Here is an 18,305-nt window from a genome sequence, read left to right as displayed (position 1 = left end):
TTCTCTGATGGTTTCACGACGCGATTTCTTTCTCGGGGCCAGCGCCATCGGCGCTGCGGTGGCCACTTCTTCAGTCAGCAGGGTAGCCATGGCTGCCCTGCCCGAGCCGGTGCTGCAGGGCAGTGCTGACACCCAGCCGCCGCTGCAGCCGGGCAGCGGGCGACCCTACAACCCGGTAGTTACCCTCAATGGCTGGACCCTGCCATGGCGCATGAACAACGGCGTCAAGGAGTTCCACCTGGTTGCCGAGCCGGTGGTGCGCGAGCTGGCGCCCGGCTACAAGGCCCACCTGTGGGGCTACAACGGCCAGTCGCCGGGGCCGACCATCGAGGTGGTGGAGGGCGACCGAGTGCGCGTCTTTGTCACCAACAAGCTGCCCGAACACACCAGTATCCACTGGCACGGCCAGCGTCTGCCCAACGGCATGGACGGCGTGGCGGGGCTGACCCAGCCGGCGATCCCGGTAGGCAAGACCTTCGTCTACGAGTTCGTCGCCCGCCGCCCCGGCACCTTCATGTACCACCCGCACGCCGACGAGATGGTACAGATGGCCATGGGCATGATGGGCTTCTGGGTCACCCACCCCAGAGAGCATCACCCGCTGATCGCCGAGGTTGATCGCGACTACTGCTTGCTGCTCAGCGCCTACGACATCGAGCCGGGCGCCTACACGCCGAAGATCATGCAGATGCTCGAATTCAACCTGTGGACCTTCAACAGCCGCGTGTTCCCCGGTATCGACCCGCTGGTGGCGCGCCAGGGCGAGCGCGTGCGCCTGCGTGTCGGCAACCTGACCATGACCAACCACCCGATCCACCTGCACGGTCACGAGTTCGAGGTCACCGGCACCGACGGCGGGCCGACCCCGGTCGGCTCGCGCTGGCCGGAAGTGACCGCCGACGTGGCAGTGGGGCAGATGCGCCAGCTTGAGCTCATCGCCGACGAGGAGGGCGACTGGGCGCTGCACTGCCACAAGAGCCACCACACCATGAACGCCATGGGCCACGACGTACCGACTCTGGTCGGCGTCGATCATCGCGAGATGACCCGCAAGATTGCCAAACTGGTGCCGGACTACATGGTGATGGGCGAGCGCGGCATGGCCGACATGGCGGAGATGCAGATGCCACTACCGGACAACACCGTGCCGATGATGACCGGCGACGGCCCGTTCGGCTCGGTGGAGATGGGCGGCATGTTCACCATGCTCAAGGTGCGCAAGGACCAGGCCGCCGGCGACTACCGCGACCCCGGCTGGTTCAAGCATCCGGCCGGCACGGTGGCTTATGAATGGAAGGGGGCGGCGTTGGCCAGCCCGAGTCGCTCGCACGACGGCGGCGGCCAGTCGATGCCGCTCAAGCAGCCGATCGAGGCGCCGGTGGAGGTTCAGGTGCGTAAGCCGGGCGGGCATGCCGGGCATTGACGGACACCGGAAGTAGTGTGAGTAGGAGCGGCTGGGCGGCATTGCGCTTTAGCCGCGAAGCGAACTGACGCAGCGCCAGGTTAAAGGCGTTGCCAGCGCAATTTGAGGAATTCGCAGATGAAGCCGATAAATTTTTCCACCCCGATGCTCCTGGTCGGCTTGCTGGTCGCCGCTCCTGCCCTGGCCCACAGCCAGGCGCACGAGGGCCATCACGCTCAGGCGACGATCAAGGAACAGAAACCCTGGGGCATCGCCGGTGATGCCGGAGAGGTCGGCCGCAGCATCGAGATTCGCATGACCGACCAGATGCGCTTCTCCCCGGATCACCTGCAGGTCAAACAGGGCGAGACAATCCGCTTCGTCCATCACAACGACGGCCAGATGCTGCACGAGTTCGTGATCGGCACCCGCCAGACGCTGGACGAGCACGCCGCGATGATGCTGCGCTTTCCCGGCATGGAACACGACGAACCCTACATGGCGCATGTGCCGCCGGGTCAAGTCGGCGAGATGATCTGGACTTTCAACCGTGCAGGCGAATTCGATTTTGCCTGCCTGATCGCCGGCCACTACCAAGCTGGCATGGTCGGCACCATCCACGTGCTGACCGAATGACCTGCGAGAGGAAAAAACGCATGAAGAAGCAACTGATGATCGCTGCCCTGGCCGCCCTGTTCAGCCTGCCGCTGCTAGCCGCAGACCCCGCGCCGCTGAGTCAGGGCGAGGTGCGTAAGGTGGACGTCGCTGCGCAGAAAATCACCCTGCGCCACGGCCCCATAGCCAGTATTGGCATGCCGCCGATGACCATGGTGTTCGAGGTCGAGAAGCCGGAACTGCTGGAAGGGGTTTCAGCTGGAGAAAAGGTGAGTTTTCAAGTGCAGCAACAAGGAAATCGCTACATCGTCACCGAGTTGCAGGTAATGCAATAGCAGGGTCGAGCCGGCCCAGGCATTGCGCCTGGGCTGGCGAACACTCAGTTCAGGCCGTCGGTCAGGGCCTTGGCAGGTACCAGCTTGACCACTTTCTTGGCAGCGATTTCGATGCTTTTGCCGGTCTGCGGGTTACGGCCGGTGCGCGCCGGGCGCTCAGTCACTTTCAGCTTGCCGATGCCTGGCAGGGTGATCTCACCGTCGTTTTCCAGTGCGTCGCCGACAATTTCGCCCAGCTGATCGATCAGGGTGCGGACAGTGGCTTTGGGCAGGGATACGGCCTCGGCCAGGTCGCTGATCAGTTGGTCTTTGGTGATTGCCATGATGTAACTCCGTTTGCAGGTGAGAGGTTCGACGCTGCAGATAGGGATCTGCGCAGCCGAAAACATGGGAACGCTAACATAAAAGGGGTGGCTCGGCAGCGCCGTAACCGGCTCTTCCGATAGGGCTTAGTGTCGCATCAGTCCTGGTGGTTCCAGCGTGCGACCAAAAAACGCAGCCGGCCGCTGATGCCGGGTTCGCTGGCGCTGTCGAACGGCACCTCGATCTCCAGGCTTCCGTCCTTCAGGACGTTGCCATCGAGTTTGCGGTCGGCACCATGCACTCCCTGGTTCTGCCAGGCGTGGCTTACCTGCCAGCCATTGTCGGCACCGGGCGGGGTTATTTCCAGCACCAGACTGTTGCGGAACAGATAGCTGCCCTCGAAGTGCTGGTTGATCCAAAGCTTGCGCTCCACCTCGTAGTCCGGCACCCGCACGTTAAAGGTCAAGGTATAGGCCAGCCCCTTGCGTCTGCTGTTCACGCGCGCTCGATCAGCGAGAAACAAACTGCCAAGGTACAGCTTGCCGTTCTCCTGTGGTGCCTTGAGCCAGTGCTGATGGGCGAGACAGGCCACCGAATCCTCTTCGGCGGTACGCCGGCTCAGGTACCAGAGTTTGCCACGGGGTGCGGCGAGCACTTCGAACTGATAAAGGGCGTTGACCGTTTGCCCCTGGCTTTCAGACTTGCGCAGCTCCTTGGGCAGGGGGATGGCGTCGACTTCAGCCCAGATGTCCACCCGTACATCGCCGAACAGAAAGCGCGTGAGATTCTGGTAAGCCTCCTCACTGTTGACGATGCCGAAGTAGCCGGAATGTGCTCGATAGGTAAAGGCCTTGGCGCAGGGTGCTGTCGGTTTGTCGTGAGCGTCCAGGCCGCAGAGGGTTGCGTTGTCGATGCGTACCAGGCCGTCGCTGCCATGTCCGGCGAAGGTACGTGACAGGCCCAGGCCAGCTTCGTAGTCCATGCGGTTGGTGCCAACCATGCAGAAGAAACGTTTGGGTGGAAAGCGTGCCTCGGGTAACCAGTCGACCCGCTCGGTAAGTGTGTAGGCGGCTTCCAGATCCAGAAAGGTCGCCAGGCGCTGGCGGTTGAAATTGCTGATGTCGCTTGGGCTCAGCCAGCTCGGCGGGTTGATGCCGAGCAGGTCGATGCCGTTGTGCGGCGTGGCGTAGGTGAACACCTTGTCCACCAGCTGAGCCGCTCCGCCCGGGTCCAGTTTGGAATTTTGCAGCAGGCCGCGGCAGACCAGGCCCCCCATCGAGTGGGCTACCAGGTAGCAGCGGAAGTCGGTCCTGGTGATGTCGTTCTTCGGGTTGGCGCACACCAGTTCGCGCAGCTTGAGTATCAGCTCGCCAAGCTTGCTGGCGAACACCTCCAGGCTCGGTGTGCTGCCGATACCCAGCAGCCTTGAGGCCTCGTCGTAGTAGCGATAGATGATGATCGAACGGCTGCCCAGGCGATTGTCGGCGTTGGCGGCCCATTCCGGATCGAGAATGTCGTAGCCGTCTTCGTATACGTCCTGATAGCCGAACTCCGAGGCCAGGCGGATCACTGGCGACTCGAAGACGAACTTGCGTGGCTGGCGGGTCTTTTCCGCTACCGCGCGGTAGACGGTAGAGCCGAGATTGAAGCCGCAGAACGGGTCTGCGCTGGTCTGGTCGATCTCCCCCGGGGTCATGGCGTAGCCACGCACGTAGATGATCGGATGGAAGGGGCTATGCGAATTGGCCATGGTTGCTCCTGAGGTGGCGTGCGCGTGTCTCGGGAATGCTCATCATGGCCGAACTGCGGGATGCGACGAGTGGCGCTAGTAAGAGTGGAGAAGGTTAGCCCAGCGCCAGAGGTTTTCCGGGTTTTTCCACGGCCAGACGGCGACTTGGCACGGCTCGACTAAGCTACTGATACTTGCTTAGTGCTGGAGTGCCATCATGTTGCGCGCATTTGCCGATCTGGGGTTCCGTTGGAAGATTGCTCTGCCCATTCTATTGCTGGCCGCCTTGCTGGTAGCGATGGGAACCTTGGGTGTGCGCGGTATCACTCAGGTTGCCGAATCCAGTACCACGCTGACCAATCGCCATCTGCCGGCCATCAGCCTGCTGCTTAATGCTGACCGCGATCTTTACCAGGCCTTCGTCGCTGAGCGCAGTCTGCTTGATGAGGATTCTGGTGCGCACGCCGCACAATTACGTGCCTCGCATGCGGAGAACTTGCAGCAGGCCTACGACCGCGTGCACAAGTTCGCTGACATGCAGCCCGGTAGCGAGGCGCTGGCACTGGTGGCGGAGTTCGATCGCGGCTTCGACCGTTGGAAGGCGACTTCGTCGCGCGTGCTGGAAATGGCCGGCAGCGATCCCAATGCAGCCAGTCGGCTGAGTTTCGCAGACAGCGAGGCGCAATTCGAAGAGGCGCGTACTGCCATCGACAAGCTCGGTGAGTTGGAAGACAGCGCCGCCAATGCCGTTGGCACCGAGGCCATTGCCCGCGGCGAAGCGCTGGTCTGGCAGCAGGGACTCATCATCGCCATAGGCCTGCTGGTGTGCCTGATCCTGGTGGTCGGTTTTCCGTTGTTGGTGACTCGTCCGCTGCATAACCTGCTCTATCGCATCGAACAGATCGCCGACGGTGACGGCGACTTGCGGGTGCGTCTGGACGTGCTCTCCAGGGACGAGCTGGGCAAGCTCAGTCATGCCTTCAACCGCTTTCTCGACAAGCTGCAGCCGTTGATCAAGGAGGTCGGAAGGGTCACGGGTGAGGTGGCTGACTCGGCGCAGAGTCTCGCTGGCATGGCAGCGGCCAATGATCGGTTGATCAGCAGCGAGCACGCGGCGGTCGATCAGGTCAGCACAGCGGCCACCGAAATGAGCGTGGCAGTGCATGAGGTGGCGCGCAATGCGCAGAATGCCGCCGATGCAGCGCGGCACGCCGAAGTGCAGTCGCGAGAGGGCGCCCAGGTGGTCGGCGCGACCATTCATTCGATCCGCCAACTGGCCCAGGAAGTGGAGAGCGCCTCCGACACCATCCAGACCCTGGAGCAGGAAACCGCCAACATCGGTGCGGTGCTGGCGGTGATCAAGGGCATTGCCGAACAGACCAACCTGCTGGCGCTCAACGCGGCCATCGAGGCGGCGCGCGCAGGCGAACAGGGTCGTGGTTTCGCCGTGGTCGCCGATGAGGTGCGGGCGCTGGCAGCGCGTACACAGGAGTCGACCAAGGACATCCAGCAGATGATCGAGCGTCTGCAAGCCGGTGTGCAGAACGCGGTCAAGGCCACGCATTCGGGCAGCGCGCGAGCGCGGCAAAGCGTGGAACAGGCGGCCGGTGTGGACCAGGCGCTGAGCGTGACCGGTGATTCGGTGCAGCGCATCAATGATATGGCCGCGCAGATCGCTACCGCCTGTGAGGAACAGAGCAGCGTCACCGAGGAAATCGCACGCAATATCAGTGACATTCGCGACCTCTCCAACGAAGCGGCGCAGACCTCCGAACAGAGCACGCGGGCCAGCCAGCATCTGTCCGAACTGTCCCACGGGCTGGCCCAGTTGGTGGGACGTTTCCGGGTGTAACCTGAGTGTCTCGCGTATCTAAGTGTTTGAAGCGGTTGTAAGTTTACGTTTAGTCGTTACAATGGCGCGGCTCGTCGCAATGGCGAGCAGCGTTATGGTGGCCCTGCCGGTCCCCTCGCAACGATTACCCGTCAACCTGGTCAGGCCCGGAAGGGAGCAGCCACAGCGGGAACATTGTGTGCCGGGGTGTGGCTGGTAGGGTCCACCTCCAGTTTTCCAGGCTGTTGCCTCTCCCTTATCCCCATCTTCAGCGCCCATCTGGCGGTTTTTGCTGTGCGCATTAAAAAGCCCGCGCTTTGGGCGCGGGCTTTGGGTGTTTGCAGGCTCAGGCAATGCGGTAATTCAACACGCTGTCCTGTTCCTTGAGCGTCTTGCGCAGGTCGGCGGGTATGTTGCCGGCGCGTACGGCCAGTTCCAGGCGGATTTCTTCCAGGCTCTGGGCGAAGGCATTCTGGTCGGTGATCTGTGGCTTGGCCAGGACGCGGCTGTAGACGGTGCTGTCGCTCTCGTCGAGCAAGGCGAGGATGATGCTGCCGTCCGGTCGTGGTGAGCTGAAGCTGGCACGCAACGGATTGAACAGGTGATCGACGAGCTGTTGGTTGGTGAGTTCCATGTCCTACTCCATCCTGAGGTTGGTCACCTTCGACCCCAGGATGACGACTAAGTTCAGGCGGTGAGCGACTGGCGGGTACGCTCGATCACCTGTTGCAGAGACTCGTCGCTGTACTGGCCTGGGTAAAGACGCTGGCTGTACTGAGCGATACCGGTCTTGTCGACCAGGGTAAAGCTGAAGCTGCCCTTGCGCGTTGCTAGGATGCGGCAATCGAACGGAGCGAAGGCGTGAGTCAGGGTGCTGATGGCTTTCTGAATTTGATGTTGAGCATTCATTTTTCTGGGTATTCCTTAAAGCATGTGCGCTTCGTTGCGCGTGGTGTAGCTCCATGTGGTTGGCCGAAAAGCGGCCATAGCATGTCAACCGATCGGAGCTTGATTAGCACGATAAAGTTCCATTGTTACGGTTCTTCGGCGTGGTCGGTACGTCGGAGGCAGGCAGAGGAACTGCGCCGATAAACGGCGAGTCGGCCTGATCAGTCAGCAGATGGGATCGGGGAGGGCGGCAGCGCAGAGACGCGCTAGACGTTGAACCGGGAAACCAGCGAGGGGGCGCAAAGGCCTTTAATGACTTACAGCGTGGTACGAACGGCGCGAATACTAATGCTTTGTGCAAGAAATGACCAGTGTTATTTCTCAAGCTGGGGCGATGCTGCTCCACACAAGCGGGTGGCGGATGCAATTTGCCGGTTGCTCCGCTAGGATTAGCCCACTTTTGCTTTCCTCATATGACGGTTTTCCATGAGTTATCAGGTTCTTGCACGTAAATGGCGTCCGCGCTCGTTCCGCGAAATGGTCGGCCAGACGCATGTGCTCAAGGCTCTGATCAACGCCCTGGACAGCCAGCGCCTGCACCATGCCTACCTGTTTACCGGCACGCGTGGTGTGGGCAAGACCACTATTGCGCGGATCATCGCCAAGTGCCTGAACTGCGAAACCGGCATCAGCTCTACCCCTTGTGGCACCTGCTCGGTGTGCAGGGAAATCGATGAGGGTCGTTTCGTCGACCTGATCGAAGTGGACGCCGCCAGCCGCACCAAGGTCGAAGACACCCGTGAGCTGCTCGATAATGTGCAGTACTCGCCAAGTCGGGGTCGCTTCAAGGTCTACCTGATCGACGAAGTGCACATGCTCTCCACCAGCTCCTTCAACGCCCTGTTGAAGACCCTGGAGGAGCCGCCGCCCCACGTCAAATTTCTGCTCGCCACCACTGATCCACAGAAACTGCCGGTCACCGTGCTGTCGCGCTGCCTGCAGTTCTCGCTGAAGAACATGCCGCCGGAGCGGGTGGTCGAGCACCTGACACACGTATTGACTGCCGAGAACGTGCCGTTCGAGGACGATGCCCTGTGGCTGCTCGGTCGTGCTGCCGATGGTTCGATGCGCGACGCCATGAGCCTGACCGACCAAGCCATTGCCTTCGGCGAGGGCAAGGTGTTGGCGGCCGACGTGCGCGCCATGCTCGGCACCCTCGATCACGGTCAGGTCTACGGTGTGCTGCATGCGCTGATCGAGGGCGATGCCCGGGCGCTGATCGAGGCGGTGCGTCATCTCGCCGAGCAGGGGCCGGACTGGAATGGCGTGCTGTCGGAGATGCTCAACGTTCTGCATCGCGTTGCGATTGCCCAGGCGCTGCCGGAGGCCGTCGACAATGGTCAGGGCGACCGCGAGCGCGTGCTGCAACTGGCCCAGGTGCTGCCGGCCGAAGACGTGCAGTTCTACTATCAGATGGGTTTGATCGGCCGTCGCGATCTACCCTTGGCACCTGAACCGCGTGGCGGCTTCGAGATGGTGTTGCTGCGCATGCTGGCCTTCCGCCCGGCGGGCGCCGATGACGCGCCCAAGGTCACGCTAAAGCCCTTGGGGATCAGCCAGGCCACTGCTGATTCCCAACAAAACCCAGTGGCCGGCACCGCTATGCCGGCTCCTGCTCCTGTGCTTTCTTCGCCTGCTCCAGCTGTCGCACCGGAACCTGTTGCGCCTGCTCCGGTTGATTTCGTCGCGGCTACGCCAGCGCCTGTCGTTGAGCCTGTCGTGAGTGAGCCGGAACCCGAGGTTGTGCCTCCCGTTGCAGCGACCGCCATCGTGGCCCCTGAGCCTGAGCCTGAGCCTGAGCCCGCTGCTCCTGCTGCTGTCGATGTGCCCTGGGAAACGGCCGCGCCCGTTGCGCCCGTAGCCGACCCTGTTCAGGCCGTCGCGTCAGCCATGCCTGAGGTGACTGTTGCCGAGCCTGAAGTCCTGCAAGTGACCGCGGCTGCCACGCCGGAGCAGAGCGAGGCTGCGCAGCCCGTGGTGGACGCCGATGGCGCTGACGACGAGCCGCCGCTCGGCGACTACGACTACGTCGAAATGGACGCCGAAACCCTCGATTATGATTTCGGCCAGGCTGAAACCACGGCGCCCGTGGTTGAAGAACCGTTGCCGGCCGCCAAGCCGGCTACCGGTCTGGCGGCAGAATGGCTGTCACTGTTTCCGCAGCTTGGCCTGGGTGGCATGACGGGCAGCATCGCCGCCAACTGCACCCTGATCGAAGCCAATGGCGATGACTGGCTGCTGCACCTGGACCCGGCGCACAGCGCGCTGTTCAATCCGACTCAGCAGCGTCGACTCAATGATGCGCTGAACCAGCAGCAGGGGCGCAGCATCAAACTGCGCATCGAGCTGTGCAAGCCCGAGCAGGAAACCCCGGCGCAGGCCGCTGCTCGACGCCGCGCCGACCGCCAGCGCAGTGCCGAGGCATCGATCCATGCCGACCCGCTGGTGCAGCAGATGATTCAGCAGTTCGCCGCCAAGGTGCGCGACGACAGCATCGAACCTATCGATACTCCCAGTTAAACCCCGAACACCGAGGATACCGACATGATGAAAGGTGGCATGGCAGGCCTGATGAAACAGGCTCAGCAAATGCAGGAAAAAATGCAGAAGATGCAGGAAGAGCTGGCCAACGCCGAAGTCACCGGCCAGTCCGGCGCCGGTCTGGTCAGCGTGGTGATGACCGGTCGTCACGACGTCAAACGCATCACCCTGGACGACAGCCTGATGCAGGAAGACAAGGAAGTGCTCGAAGACCTGATCGCCGCTGCCGTCAACGACGCGGTGCGCAAGGTCGAGCAGAATAGCCAGGAGAAGATGTCCGGCATGACTGCAGGGATGCAGCTCCCCCCCGGCTTCAAAATGCCTTTCTGACAGGCCTCGTGCCGTCCAGTCGACGCACATGGCGGCGTTGCCGGCGAACTCGGAATCCTCATGTGCTCCAGCACACTGCGGTTCCTCGTCCGCCGACGCCTTGCCCTGCACGTCGCCTGATCGCCACTCTTATTGTGTTGATCGCATGTGCAGGACGGCGGCGGGCCTCAAATTTGTAGCCCGGATGCAATCCGGGAATGATCTGTGACCTGTGCACCCGGATTGTATCCGGGCTACGAACCTGCATACCGTCTGGTCGCCCCCTCGGATTGCGTGGTGATAATGACGCACCCACAGCCGAATCAGGTGGGTGCGTAGCCCGGATGAAATCCGGGGATAGATGTACGTCTCGTTCCCCGGATCGCATCCGGGCCATCAACCTGTAGGAACGCCATGAGTTTCAGCCCTCTGATTCGCCAGTTGATCGACTCCCTGCGCATCCTGCCCGGCGTTGGGCAGAAGACGGCGCAGCGCATGGCGCTGCAGCTGCTCGAGCGTGATCGCAGTGGCGGTCAGCGTCTGGCGCAGGCACTGAATGCGGCGATGGAAGGGGTTGGGCACTGCAAGCGCTGCCGCAGCCTGAGCGAGGACGAGATCTGCCAGCTGTGCCTGGACGAGCGGCGTGACGACAGCCTGCTGTGTGTGGTGGAAGGTCCGATGGACGTGCATGCCGTGGAGCAGACCGGCTTTCGCGGTCGCTACTTCGTGCTCAAGGGACATCTGTCACCGCTCGATGGTCTGGGGCCAGAGGCAATCGGTATTCCTGCGCTGCTCGAGCGCATCGATGCCGGTGCTTTCAGCGAAGTCATCCTGGCCACCAATCCGACGGTGGAAGGTGAGGCCACGGCGCACTACATCGCCCAGATACTCGTCGGCAAAGGTCTGGTCGCCTCGCGCATCGCCCATGGTATGCCGCTTGGTGGCGAGCTCGAACTGGTCGACGGCGGCACCCTGGCCCATGCCTTGGCAGGTCGACGCCCGATCAGCCTGTAAGCAATCAGACCCTCCAGATTCGGAGTGCCAGTGACCACCGACACTCTGCGCCGTATGGCTCTGGTGCTCCTGCTTGGGGGGCCTCTGGCCGCACAGGCTCAATGTCCGACCGGGCAGGTGCAGGTGTGTCTGGGCGCTTCCTGCTTGTGCGTGCCCGATCCCGTGCAGGTCCGTGAGGACGGCCTGAATCTGGCTGCGGCACGTCTCGAAGCCTGGTTGCTGCACTCTCGCCAGGCAGCACTGCGAGCCGGCACAGAGCCGATTCCTTTGATGATCCGTGCGCAGCTTGCGTCGTTCTACGACGATGCATTGCTCGATGAAGTGCGCTATCGCGTGGGCATTACCGACGAGATGGACGCCGCTACCGTCATGCTGCAGAACCCTGATGTACAGGCCGTGACGCTGGTCGATGTTGTGGTGTTTCGCAACGCCGATGCTGCCGCAGAGGATGCAGCGTTGTGGGCGCATGAACTGTGGCATGTACAGCAATACCGAGAGTGGGGCACCGATGGCTTCGCCCAGCGCTACACGCGCAATTTCCAGTCGGTGGAGGGGCCAGCCTACGAGATGGGCGAGCGGGTGAGAAAGGTGTTGCGCGAGCAGAAATGAAACGCTCGCTTGAAAACCAAGCAAGCGCTAGGTTAGGGTTCCCAAAACAATAACGGGAGTACCCGCATGGCCGCCCCTTTGTCGTATTTCGATGAATCTCACCGACTGATTCGTGATTCCGTTCGGCGCTTTGTCGAGCGCGAGATCCTGCCGCATATCGATGAATGGGAAGAGGCCGAGGCGTTTCCTCGCGAGCTGTATCAGAAGGCGGGAGCGGCGGGCATTCTAGGCATCGGTTACCCCGAGCAGTACGGTGGCAGCCATGAGGGTGACGTGTTCGCCAAGGTCGCGGCCAGCGAGGAGCTGATGCGTTGTGGTTCCGGCGGCCTGGTGGCCGGGCTCGGCTCACTGGATATCGGGCTGCCTCCCATCCTCAAATGGGCCAAACCCTCTGTGCGTGAGCGTGTGGTGCCACAGGTGCTGGCCGGTGAGAAGATCATGGCGCTGGCGGTGACCGAGCCTTCCGGTGGCTCCGACGTGGCCAATCTCAAGACCCGCGCCGTACGCGATGGCGATCACTACCGTATCAGTGGCAGCAAGACCTTCATCACCAGCGGCGTGCGTGCCGATTACTACACGGTGGCCGTGCGTACCGGTGGTGAGGGTTTCGGCGGCGTCAGCCTGTTGCTGGTGGAGAAGGGGGCGCCGGGCTTCAGCGTCGGTCGCAAGCTGAAGAAAATGGGCTGGTGGGCATCGGATACCGCCGAGTTGTTCTTCGATGACTGCAGGGTGCCGGTGGAAAACCTGATCGGCGCAGAGAACGCCGGCTTCGCCTGCATCATGGCCAACTTCCAGAGCGAACGCCTGAGCCTGGCGATCATGGCCAACATGACCGCGCAACTGGCACTGGAAGAGTCGCTGAAGTGGGCGCGTGAGCGCCAGGCGTTCGGCAAGCCGGTGGGCAAGTTCCAGGTGCTCAAGCATCGCCTGGCCGAGATGGCGACGCAGCTGGAGGTCTCCCGCGAATTCACCTACCGTCAGGCCGCGCAGATGGCCGCCGGCAGGAGCGTGATCAAGGAGATTTCCATGGCCAAGAACTTCGCCACCGATATCTCCGACCGTCTTACCTATGATGCGGTGCAGATCATGGGCGGCATGGGTTACATGCGCGAAAGCCTGGTCGAGCGCTTGTACCGCGACAACCGCATCCTCTCTATCGGTGGTGGTACGCGCGAGATCATGAACGAGATCATCGCGAAGCAGATGGGGCTGTAGCCGGGCGCGCAGTGGGAGGGGCTTTAGCCGCGATCAGAGGCGCTGCTGAGCACCGTCGCCGCTAAAGCGCCTCCCACGGAAGGCGGCGTTCAGGATGCTTGCTGATTCTGCGCGGCCTGGCGCAGGCGGGCGATGTCGCGTTGCGGCGGGTCGCCGAACAGACGGCTGTACTCGCGGCTGAACTGCGATGGGCTTTCATAACCAACGCGGTAGCTGGCCGCTGCCGCCTCCAGGTTGTCGCACAGCATCAGCCGGCGGGCCTCCTGCAGGCGCAGCTGCTTCTGATACTGCAGTGGGCTGAACGCCGTGACGGCCTTGAATCTGTGGTGCAGGGTCGAGGGGCTCAGGTTCACTTCGCGGGCCAGTTCCTCGATGCGCAGCGGTTGATCGAAGTTCTTGCGCAGCCACTCGATGGCGCGGGAGATTCGCTGGCTCTGGCTGTCGGCGATGACCACTTCATGCAGGCGATGGCCCTGTGGGCTGAGCAGCATGCGGTAGAAAATCTCGCGCAATGCCAATGGCGCCAGCATGGCGATGTCGCGCGGGGTTTCCAGCAGGCGCAGCAGGCGGATCACCGCATCCAGCAAGCGCGGGTCGAGACGGTCGAGAAAAAGCGCCCGTTGCGAGGCGGCATCAGGGGCCGGAATGGGTGGCATCTCGGTGATCAAGCTGCTGATCAATGCCGGATCTATCTCCAGTGCGAGGCTCAGGTACGGCGCCTCCGGGCTGGCTTCGATCACTCGGCCGGTGACTGGCAATACCACCGATGCCACCAGGTAATTCAACGGATCATAAACATAGAGTTCGTCACCCAGACGAATCTCCTTGCGGCCCTGGGCGATGATGCACAGGCACGGGTCGTAGACCGTCTGCATCGGCAGGCTGGGTGTTGTGGCGCGCGCCAGTTTCAGGCCGGGGATGGCGGTGAGGTGTAAGCCATCCTCGGGGACGAAGCGCTCGACCAGACGCGCCATTTCGTGGCTCAGCTCGGCAAGTGGGGTGTCGAGAGTTGTGGCGGTGTTAATGGGTGAATACATGGCACGCCTCCGGAAAGTCAGCGAAGCCTAGCCAGGTTTTTCAGGCAAGTCATGAGGTGCGGCAGGATTAGGCAAATATTTGCCAGTAATGGGCAAATGGCCAGTGATACAGAGTGTTTCAAGGGGGGCAGGGTGCGATGCACTCGGTTGCAGCAATTCCATTGCTATGGAGTTTTAGGCAAGAATTCACCAGAAATCGACTAACGCTCTGATGACCTTCTGCCTGATCTTTGTAGCCATCGAGCGATGCCTCTGTGCCGGCTCGAGCGCATGCAGTAGCGATATCACCCGCTGAGCGGTGCCCACACATGTCAAGAAAGGAGCGAGCCATGTCCAGTAAATGGTTGATCGCGCCGCTGACCCTGTTGTTGCTCGCCACTGCCTGGCTCGACTCAAGAGCCCTTGGCGAAGCGGCTTTTGCAGAGCCAGACGCAGCGCCCCATGTTCTGCAGCGAAATGCTGCCGGTATGTATTGATTCAACTCCAGGAGGTTGCCATGAGCATCATTCACCGTATGACCGTTCGCGCCCGCCCCGACCGTTCAGACCGGTTGGGGCAGTGCCTGGCGCGCTTGCATGAGGTCGGCCGGGATATCCCAGGTTGCGAACGCCTGCATGTGTTCTCTCTGCGCACTGACCCGTTGATCTGGCAGGTAGAAGGGCAGTGGCGCTCGGCAGTGGCACGCGACGCTTTCCTCGGTAGCGAGGGCCTGCGCCGGGTGGTGGCCCAGGCGATAGACGAAGGGCTGTTCACTCATCTCGAGTGCGGTATGGAGTTGCAGCAGCAAGTCGCCTGAGCCGCTCAGGCTTGCCTTTGTGAAATTATCTCTATAGATTTTCATGAAATTAATTATTTTAAATTTCATGAGTTGTCTATGTTTCGTCATGCCAGTGAGCACGTCGACAGCTATTACGCCCATAGCTGCAAGGATCGACTGACGCATCATCCAGTGCTGCAAGGTGATCTGCAGTGCGAGGTGTTGGTGATCGGTGCCGGTTTCAGTGGCCTGCACACCGCCTTGCGCCTGGCCGAAGCGGGACGCAGAGTCATTCTGCTGGAGGCCAGTCGTGTTGCCTGGGCAGCCTCTGGACGCAACGGCGGGCAGGCGATTCTGGGCTGGTCGTGCGATATGCCGCCGCTGGAAAAGGCGCTGGGCATTGAGCGCGCTCGCCGTCTGTGGGACGGCATGACTTGGGCAGCCCACGAGCTGCGTGAACTGCCCCAGCGCCATGGCTTCGACTGCGATTACCGCCATGGTCATTTGTGGACGGCAGTATTGCCCCGACGCGTGGCATTGCTGCATGAGTGGCAGGAGGAAGCCGCCTATAAATGGGGGCACCGCGCGCTGCAGTTCGTGTCGCGTGAACAGATGCCGCAGTGGGTCGCCAGCGAGCGTTACCGCGCCGGCCTCTATGACCCCGAGGCTGGGCATCTCAACCCGCTCAAGCTGGCGCTCGGTCTGGCCGAGGCCTTCGTCCGTGCCGGTGGGCAGATCTTCGAGCAGAGCCGCGCGCTGAGCCAGGATGTGCATGGGGACGGTTATCGCGTGCGTACCGGGCAGGGCAGCGTGCAGGCCGACACCCTGGTGCTGGCTTGCAACACCTATATCGATCGTCTGGAGCCACGCCTGGCCCGGCGCATCCTGCCGGTCGGTACCTACCAGATCGCCACCGAGCCGCTGGGCGCCGAGCGCGCCGAGGCGTTGTTGCCGCGCAATGCCTGCGTCACCGACAACCAGTTCGTCCTCGATTACTTCCGCCGCACCCCGGATCACCGCCTGCTGTTCGGCGGTGGCTGCACCTACCTGGGTGGCTTGCCAAAGGACATTGCCGTTGCCACGCGGCCGTTCCTCGAGCGTGTATTCCCGCAGTTGTCAGGCGTGGCCATCGACTTCGCCTGGGGCGGTCATATCGACGTGACCCGTGCCCGCACCCCGGACGTTGGTGGCGAGAACGGCCGTTACTGGCTGCAGGGTTTCTCCGGTCATGGCGTGCTGCCGACCCTGGCGGCGGCGCGTGCCGTCAGCGATGCCATCCTCGGTGATGACGACGAACTGGCGTTGTACCGGCAACTGCGCAACCCCGAATTTCCGTTCGGTGAGCGTCTGGCTGCGCCGCTCGAGGCCATCGGCAAAGCCTGGTATCGACTCAGAGACAGCTTCTGAAATGGACAGCCCTGACATGGACAAGAATCTGGAAATGGCGGCCCTGGCCGTGCTCATCCACGACCTGCGCAAGCACAAGAAGGTCACCCTCAACGAGCTGGCCGAGCGAATCGGTCGTTCCGTAGGCTTTGTCTCGCAGGTCGAGCGGGGCCTGTCGCGTCCGACGGTCGAGGACCTGACCGCCATCAGTGAGGCGCTCGACGTACCCACCACCTATTTCTACAGCCTGCCCAAACCCAAGGCGCTGGACTGGGTCACGCGCCCGGACGAGCGCCGCACCCTGTACCTGGCCGGTGGCATCACCGACATCATGGCTTCGCCGACCTTGCAGGGCGCCTTCATGGTGGTCGAAAGCCTGCTCGAACCTGGAGCCAGCAGTGGCGAGCGGCAGATGAGCGACCGCTCGGAACAGGCCGGCTACGTACTCGACGGCCAGCTGACGCTATGGCTGGGCGAGGACGAAGAAAGTGCCACGCTGTATCCCGGCGATGCCTTCCAGGTCCCGAGCTACGCGCGTTTGCGCTACGCCAACCAGGGCGAAACGCCAGCGCGTGTGCTGTGGATCTACACCTGACCCTTACCGTGAACCGGACATAACTCCAATGAACGTCACCCGAGTCGAGCTGCTCGACGAAGTCCGCCAATTCCGCCAGGCCCACCCAGAGGTGCGCTTCGTCGACCTGATCTGCCTGGATATTCCCGGACATTTCTATGGCAAGCGCTACCCCATCGAGATGCTGGAAAAGGTCGCTGCCGGCAGCGCCCTGAAGCTACCGCAGAACTGCGTGCTGCTCGGTGCCCAGGGCGGTCTCTACGAGATCGGCGACTACTGCTTTCATGACGGCGACCCGGACGCGCCACGGCGCCTGATTCCCGGCACGCTCAAGCTGGTGAACTGGGAGCGCCAGCCGTTGGGGCAGATGCTGATCAGCTCCGACGGCACCGAAGCGCCCATCGAATTCGAACCGCGCGAGGTGCTGGCGCGCGTGGTGCAGCGTCTGGCCGCACGCGGCATTCGCCCGGTGGTGGCCTTCGAGCTGGAGTTCTACCTGTTCGACAAGGCGCTCAAGGACGGCTTGCCGCAGTACCCGCGCGACGACCTCAGCGGCGATGCCGACGACCAGCCGAACATGCACATCGAGCGGCTGTCGCGTTTTTCCGACGTGCTCGACGACATCACCGAGACCGCACGCCTGCAGGGCATCGATACCACGGTGATCACCGCCGAGATCGGCCCGGGGCAGTTCGAGATCAACTTCAGCCACAACACCGACCCGATGCAGGCGGCCGACTGGTCGGCGCTGTTCTGTCGGCTGACCCGTGGCGTGGCGCTCAAATACGGCCATCGCGCCAGCTTCATGGCCAAACCGTACCTGCAGTATCCGGGTAGTGGCATGCACATCCACGTCAGCCTCTACGACGAAGCCGGTGACAACCTGCTGGCGTGTGACGAGCAGCGCCCGCTGCGGCATGCCGTGGCCGGCTGCCTGGAACTGCTGCCGGAGCTGATGCCGATCTACGCGCCGAACCACAATAGCTATCGCCGCTTCGGTGCCCAGGTGAACTCGGCGAGCAAGGCCAGTTGGGGTTTCGAGGACCGTGACGCCTGCGTACGCATCCCCGAGTCGGATGCGCGCAACCTGCGTCTGGAGTTCCGCCTGCCGGGCGCCGATGCCAACCCCTATCTGGTGCTGGCGGCATTGCTGACCAGTATCGAGCATGGCCTCGACGCCAAGGTCGAGCCCATCGCCCCCCTGAATGACGACCGCGAAAGCGGCGTCGACTTTCCCAAGGACATGCTCGACGCCGTGCGCTGCATGCAGGCCAGCGAGCGTGTCGCCGCTGGTCTCGGCAGCGAGTTCGTCATGGTCTATTGCGAGAACAAACGCCAGGATCACCTGGCCTTCATGCACGACATCAGCCCGCGCGAATACCGCTGGTACCTGTGATGTCACGGATAGAAGGAGGCGCCATGAATAACGCCGTGAACAACCCCAAGACCGCCCACTGGCAAGCCCTCAGCCAGGCCCACCACCTGGCGCCGTTCAGTGATTACAAGCAACTGGCCGAGAAGGGCCCGCGCATCATCACTGAAGCAAAGGGTGTGCACCTGTGGGACAGCGAGGGCAACAAGATCCTCGACGGCATGGCCGGTCTGTGGTGCGTGGCCGTCGGCTATGGCCGCGAGGAACTGGTCGAAGCCGCCAGCGCGCAGATGCGTCAATTGCCGTTCTACAACACCTTCTTCCAGAC

General features: G+C 62.4%; 20 protein-coding genes, 1 other RNA gene and 1 pseudogene. 17 read left to right on the top strand and 5 right to left on the bottom strand.

All coding sequences use genetic code 11. From position 1 onward, the window contains the following. Positions 1 to 7 precede the first annotated feature (7 nt). The 3 genes from INS93_RS11560 to INS93_RS11550 all read left to right on the top strand — a co-directional run bounded on the left by INS93_RS11560 (position 8) and on the right by INS93_RS11550 (position 2,352). A complete protein-coding gene (locus INS93_RS11560; protein WP_192982020.1) occupies positions 8 to 1,423 on the top strand; it encodes a multicopper oxidase family protein in 1,416 nt (471 codons plus the stop codon). A 117-nt stretch (positions 1,424 to 1,540) separates the two neighbouring features. Then, positions 1,541 to 2,038 (top strand): cupredoxin domain-containing protein, encoded by a 498-nt coding sequence (locus INS93_RS11555; protein WP_192982016.1) that lies wholly within the window; start codon positions 1,541 to 1,543, stop codon positions 2,036 to 2,038. Between the two features lie 20 nt (positions 2,039 to 2,058). Beyond that, positions 2,059 to 2,352 (top strand): copper-binding protein, encoded by a 294-nt coding sequence (locus tag INS93_RS11550; RefSeq protein WP_192982013.1) that lies wholly within the window; start codon positions 2,059 to 2,061, stop codon positions 2,350 to 2,352. 44 nt (positions 2,353 to 2,396) lie between these two features. On the opposite strand, the gene INS93_RS11545 is transcribed toward INS93_RS11550, so the two are convergent. Together INS93_RS11545 and INS93_RS11540 are read right to left on the bottom strand one after the other, a co-directional pair. Beyond that, the gene (locus INS93_RS11545; RefSeq protein ID WP_192982010.1) at positions 2,397 to 2,675 is read right to left on the bottom strand and encodes an HU family DNA-binding protein; all 279 of its coding nucleotides are present in this window, start codon (positions 2,673 to 2,675) and stop codon (positions 2,397 to 2,399) included. A 137-nt stretch (positions 2,676 to 2,812) separates the two neighbouring features. Next, entirely contained in the window at positions 2,813 to 4,405 is a 1,593-nt protein-coding gene (locus INS93_RS11540) for a hypothetical protein (RefSeq protein WP_192982007.1), read from the bottom strand. A 196-nt stretch (positions 4,406 to 4,601) separates the two neighbouring features. On the opposite strand from INS93_RS11540, the pseudogene INS93_RS25095 reads away from it, so the two are divergent. The 3 genes and pseudogenes from INS93_RS25095 to ffs form a co-directional block, all read left to right on the top strand. Continuing rightward, a pseudogene (locus tag INS93_RS25095) lies at positions 4,602 to 5,378 on the top strand (MCP four helix bundle domain-containing protein); the annotation flags it as partial. A gap of 78 nt (positions 5,379 to 5,456) precedes the next feature. Then, complete coding sequence (locus INS93_RS25090; RefSeq protein ID WP_370604793.1) at positions 5,457 to 6,236, top strand: methyl-accepting chemotaxis protein; 780 nt, start codon at positions 5,457 to 5,459, stop codon at positions 6,234 to 6,236. A gap of 104 nt (positions 6,237 to 6,340) precedes the next feature. Beyond that, an RNA gene (ffs, locus tag INS93_RS11530) (signal recognition particle sRNA small type) lies at positions 6,341 to 6,437 on the top strand. 124 nt (positions 6,438 to 6,561) lie between these two features. Here ffs and INS93_RS11525 read toward each other — a convergent pair. Further along, the gene (locus tag INS93_RS11525) at positions 6,562 to 6,849 is read right to left on the bottom strand and encodes a DUF3509 domain-containing protein (protein ID WP_119691084.1); all 288 of its coding nucleotides are present in this window, start codon (positions 6,847 to 6,849) and stop codon (positions 6,562 to 6,564) included. 53 nt (positions 6,850 to 6,902) lie between these two features. Beyond that, positions 6,903 to 7,124 (bottom strand): hypothetical protein, encoded by a 222-nt coding sequence (locus INS93_RS11520; RefSeq protein ID WP_037004057.1) that lies wholly within the window; start codon positions 7,122 to 7,124, stop codon positions 6,903 to 6,905. A 465-nt stretch (positions 7,125 to 7,589) separates the two neighbouring features. On the opposite strand from INS93_RS11520, the gene dnaX reads away from it, so the two are divergent. The 5 genes from dnaX (at position 7,590) to INS93_RS11495 (ending at position 12,851) form a co-directional block, all read left to right on the top strand. Beyond that, positions 7,590 to 9,683, top strand: coding sequence for a DNA polymerase III subunit gamma/tau (gene dnaX, locus INS93_RS11515; protein WP_192982001.1), 2,094 nt, complete (start codon positions 7,590 to 7,592; stop codon positions 9,681 to 9,683). A 24-nt stretch (positions 9,684 to 9,707) separates the two neighbouring features. After that, positions 9,708 to 10,034, top strand: a complete 327-nt coding sequence (locus INS93_RS11510; protein WP_003460931.1) for a YbaB/EbfC family nucleoid-associated protein — start codon at positions 9,708 to 9,710, stop codon at positions 10,032 to 10,034. A 393-nt stretch (positions 10,035 to 10,427) separates the two neighbouring features. Next, positions 10,428 to 11,027, top strand: a complete 600-nt coding sequence (recR, locus tag INS93_RS11505) for a recombination mediator RecR (RefSeq protein WP_074674874.1) — start codon at positions 10,428 to 10,430, stop codon at positions 11,025 to 11,027. A gap of 30 nt (positions 11,028 to 11,057) precedes the next feature. Further along, the gene (locus tag INS93_RS11500) at positions 11,058 to 11,636 is read left to right on the top strand and encodes a DUF4157 domain-containing protein (RefSeq protein WP_160020221.1); all 579 of its coding nucleotides are present in this window, start codon (positions 11,058 to 11,060) and stop codon (positions 11,634 to 11,636) included. Between the two features lie 66 nt (positions 11,637 to 11,702). Next, the gene (locus tag INS93_RS11495; protein WP_192981999.1) at positions 11,703 to 12,851 is read left to right on the top strand and encodes an acyl-CoA dehydrogenase family protein; all 1,149 of its coding nucleotides are present in this window, start codon (positions 11,703 to 11,705) and stop codon (positions 12,849 to 12,851) included. A gap of 89 nt (positions 12,852 to 12,940) precedes the next feature. Here INS93_RS11495 and INS93_RS11490 read toward each other — a convergent pair whose 3' ends face one another. Further along, a complete protein-coding gene (locus INS93_RS11490) occupies positions 12,941 to 13,888 on the bottom strand; it encodes an AraC family transcriptional regulator (protein ID WP_192981996.1) in 948 nt (315 codons plus the stop codon). Between the two features lie 329 nt (positions 13,889 to 14,217). Between INS93_RS11490 and INS93_RS11485 the strand changes: the two genes are divergently transcribed. The 6 genes from INS93_RS11485 to INS93_RS11460 form a co-directional block, all read left to right on the top strand. Then, a complete protein-coding gene (locus INS93_RS11485) occupies positions 14,218 to 14,364 on the top strand; it encodes a hypothetical protein (protein WP_192981993.1) in 147 nt (48 codons plus the stop codon). Between the two features lie 20 nt (positions 14,365 to 14,384). Then, positions 14,385 to 14,684: an antibiotic biosynthesis monooxygenase family protein gene (locus INS93_RS11480; RefSeq protein WP_192981990.1), complete on the top strand. Its 300-nt coding sequence runs from the start codon at positions 14,385 to 14,387 to the stop codon at positions 14,682 to 14,684. Positions 14,685 to 14,762: 78 nt separating this feature from the next. Beyond that, complete coding sequence (locus INS93_RS11475) at positions 14,763 to 16,052, top strand: NAD(P)/FAD-dependent oxidoreductase (protein ID WP_192981987.1); 1,290 nt, start codon at positions 14,763 to 14,765, stop codon at positions 16,050 to 16,052. Between the two features lie 16 nt (positions 16,053 to 16,068). Further along, positions 16,069 to 16,626 (top strand): helix-turn-helix domain-containing protein, encoded by a 558-nt coding sequence (locus tag INS93_RS11470; protein WP_192981984.1) that lies wholly within the window; start codon positions 16,069 to 16,071, stop codon positions 16,624 to 16,626. Positions 16,627 to 16,654: 28 nt separating this feature from the next. Next, positions 16,655 to 18,001, top strand: coding sequence for a glutamine synthetase family protein (locus INS93_RS11465; RefSeq protein WP_074860614.1), 1,347 nt, complete (start codon positions 16,655 to 16,657; stop codon positions 17,999 to 18,001). Positions 18,002 to 18,024: 23 nt separating this feature from the next. Then, positions 18,025 to 18,305, top strand: a 281-nt coding sequence (locus INS93_RS11460; RefSeq protein WP_192981981.1) for an aminotransferase class III-fold pyridoxal phosphate-dependent enzyme, incomplete at its 3' end; no start/stop codon positions are given.

This window comes from Pseudomonas sp. EggHat1 (genome assembly GCF_014892995.1).
Classification (GTDB): domain Bacteria; phylum Pseudomonadota; class Gammaproteobacteria; order Pseudomonadales; family Pseudomonadaceae; genus Aquipseudomonas; species Aquipseudomonas chaetocerotis.
This window is presented reverse-complemented; position numbering and strand designations above follow the sequence as displayed.

What these genes read in the sequence shown, in the direction of transcription:
- INS93_RS11480 (WP_192981990.1), top strand. Translation starts at nt 14,385, where the DNA reads ATGAGCATCATTCACCGTATGACCGTTCGCGCCCGCCCCGACCGTTCA.
- INS93_RS11540 (WP_192982007.1), bottom strand. Translation starts at nt 4,405, where the DNA reads ATGGCCAATTCGCATAGCCCCTTCCATCCGATCATCTACGTGCGTGGC.
- recR (WP_074674874.1), top strand. Translation starts at nt 10,428, where the DNA reads ATGAGTTTCAGCCCTCTGATTCGCCAGTTGATCGACTCCCTGCGCATC.
- INS93_RS11550 (WP_192982013.1), top strand. Translation starts at nt 2,059, where the DNA reads ATGAAGAAGCAACTGATGATCGCTGCCCTGGCCGCCCTGTTCAGCCTG.
- INS93_RS11510 (WP_003460931.1), top strand. Translation starts at nt 9,708, where the DNA reads ATGATGAAAGGTGGCATGGCAGGCCTGATGAAACAGGCTCAGCAAATG.
- INS93_RS11560 (WP_192982020.1), top strand. Translation starts at nt 8, where the DNA reads ATGGTTTCACGACGCGATTTCTTTCTCGGGGCCAGCGCCATCGGCGCT.
- INS93_RS11495 (WP_192981999.1), top strand. Translation starts at nt 11,703, where the DNA reads ATGGCCGCCCCTTTGTCGTATTTCGATGAATCTCACCGACTGATTCGT.
- INS93_RS11525 (WP_119691084.1), bottom strand. Translation starts at nt 6,849, where the DNA reads ATGGAACTCACCAACCAACAGCTCGTCGATCACCTGTTCAATCCGTTG.
- dnaX (WP_192982001.1), top strand. Translation starts at nt 7,590, where the DNA reads ATGAGTTATCAGGTTCTTGCACGTAAATGGCGTCCGCGCTCGTTCCGC.
- INS93_RS11470 (WP_192981984.1), top strand. Translation starts at nt 16,069, where the DNA reads ATGGACAAGAATCTGGAAATGGCGGCCCTGGCCGTGCTCATCCACGAC.
- INS93_RS25090 (WP_370604793.1), top strand. Translation starts at nt 5,457, where the DNA reads ATGGCAGCGGCCAATGATCGGTTGATCAGCAGCGAGCACGCGGCGGTC.
- INS93_RS11485 (WP_192981993.1), top strand. Translation starts at nt 14,218, where the DNA reads ATGTCCAGTAAATGGTTGATCGCGCCGCTGACCCTGTTGTTGCTCGCC.
- INS93_RS11465 (WP_074860614.1), top strand. Translation starts at nt 16,655, where the DNA reads ATGAACGTCACCCGAGTCGAGCTGCTCGACGAAGTCCGCCAATTCCGC.
- INS93_RS11520 (WP_037004057.1), bottom strand. Translation starts at nt 7,124, where the DNA reads ATGAATGCTCAACATCAAATTCAGAAAGCCATCAGCACCCTGACTCAC.
- INS93_RS11555 (WP_192982016.1), top strand. Translation starts at nt 1,541, where the DNA reads ATGAAGCCGATAAATTTTTCCACCCCGATGCTCCTGGTCGGCTTGCTG.
- INS93_RS11475 (WP_192981987.1), top strand. Translation starts at nt 14,763, where the DNA reads ATGTTTCGTCATGCCAGTGAGCACGTCGACAGCTATTACGCCCATAGC.
- INS93_RS11545 (WP_192982010.1), bottom strand. Translation starts at nt 2,675, where the DNA reads ATGGCAATCACCAAAGACCAACTGATCAGCGACCTGGCCGAGGCCGTA.
- INS93_RS11490 (WP_192981996.1), bottom strand. Translation starts at nt 13,888, where the DNA reads ATGTATTCACCCATTAACACCGCCACAACTCTCGACACCCCACTTGCC.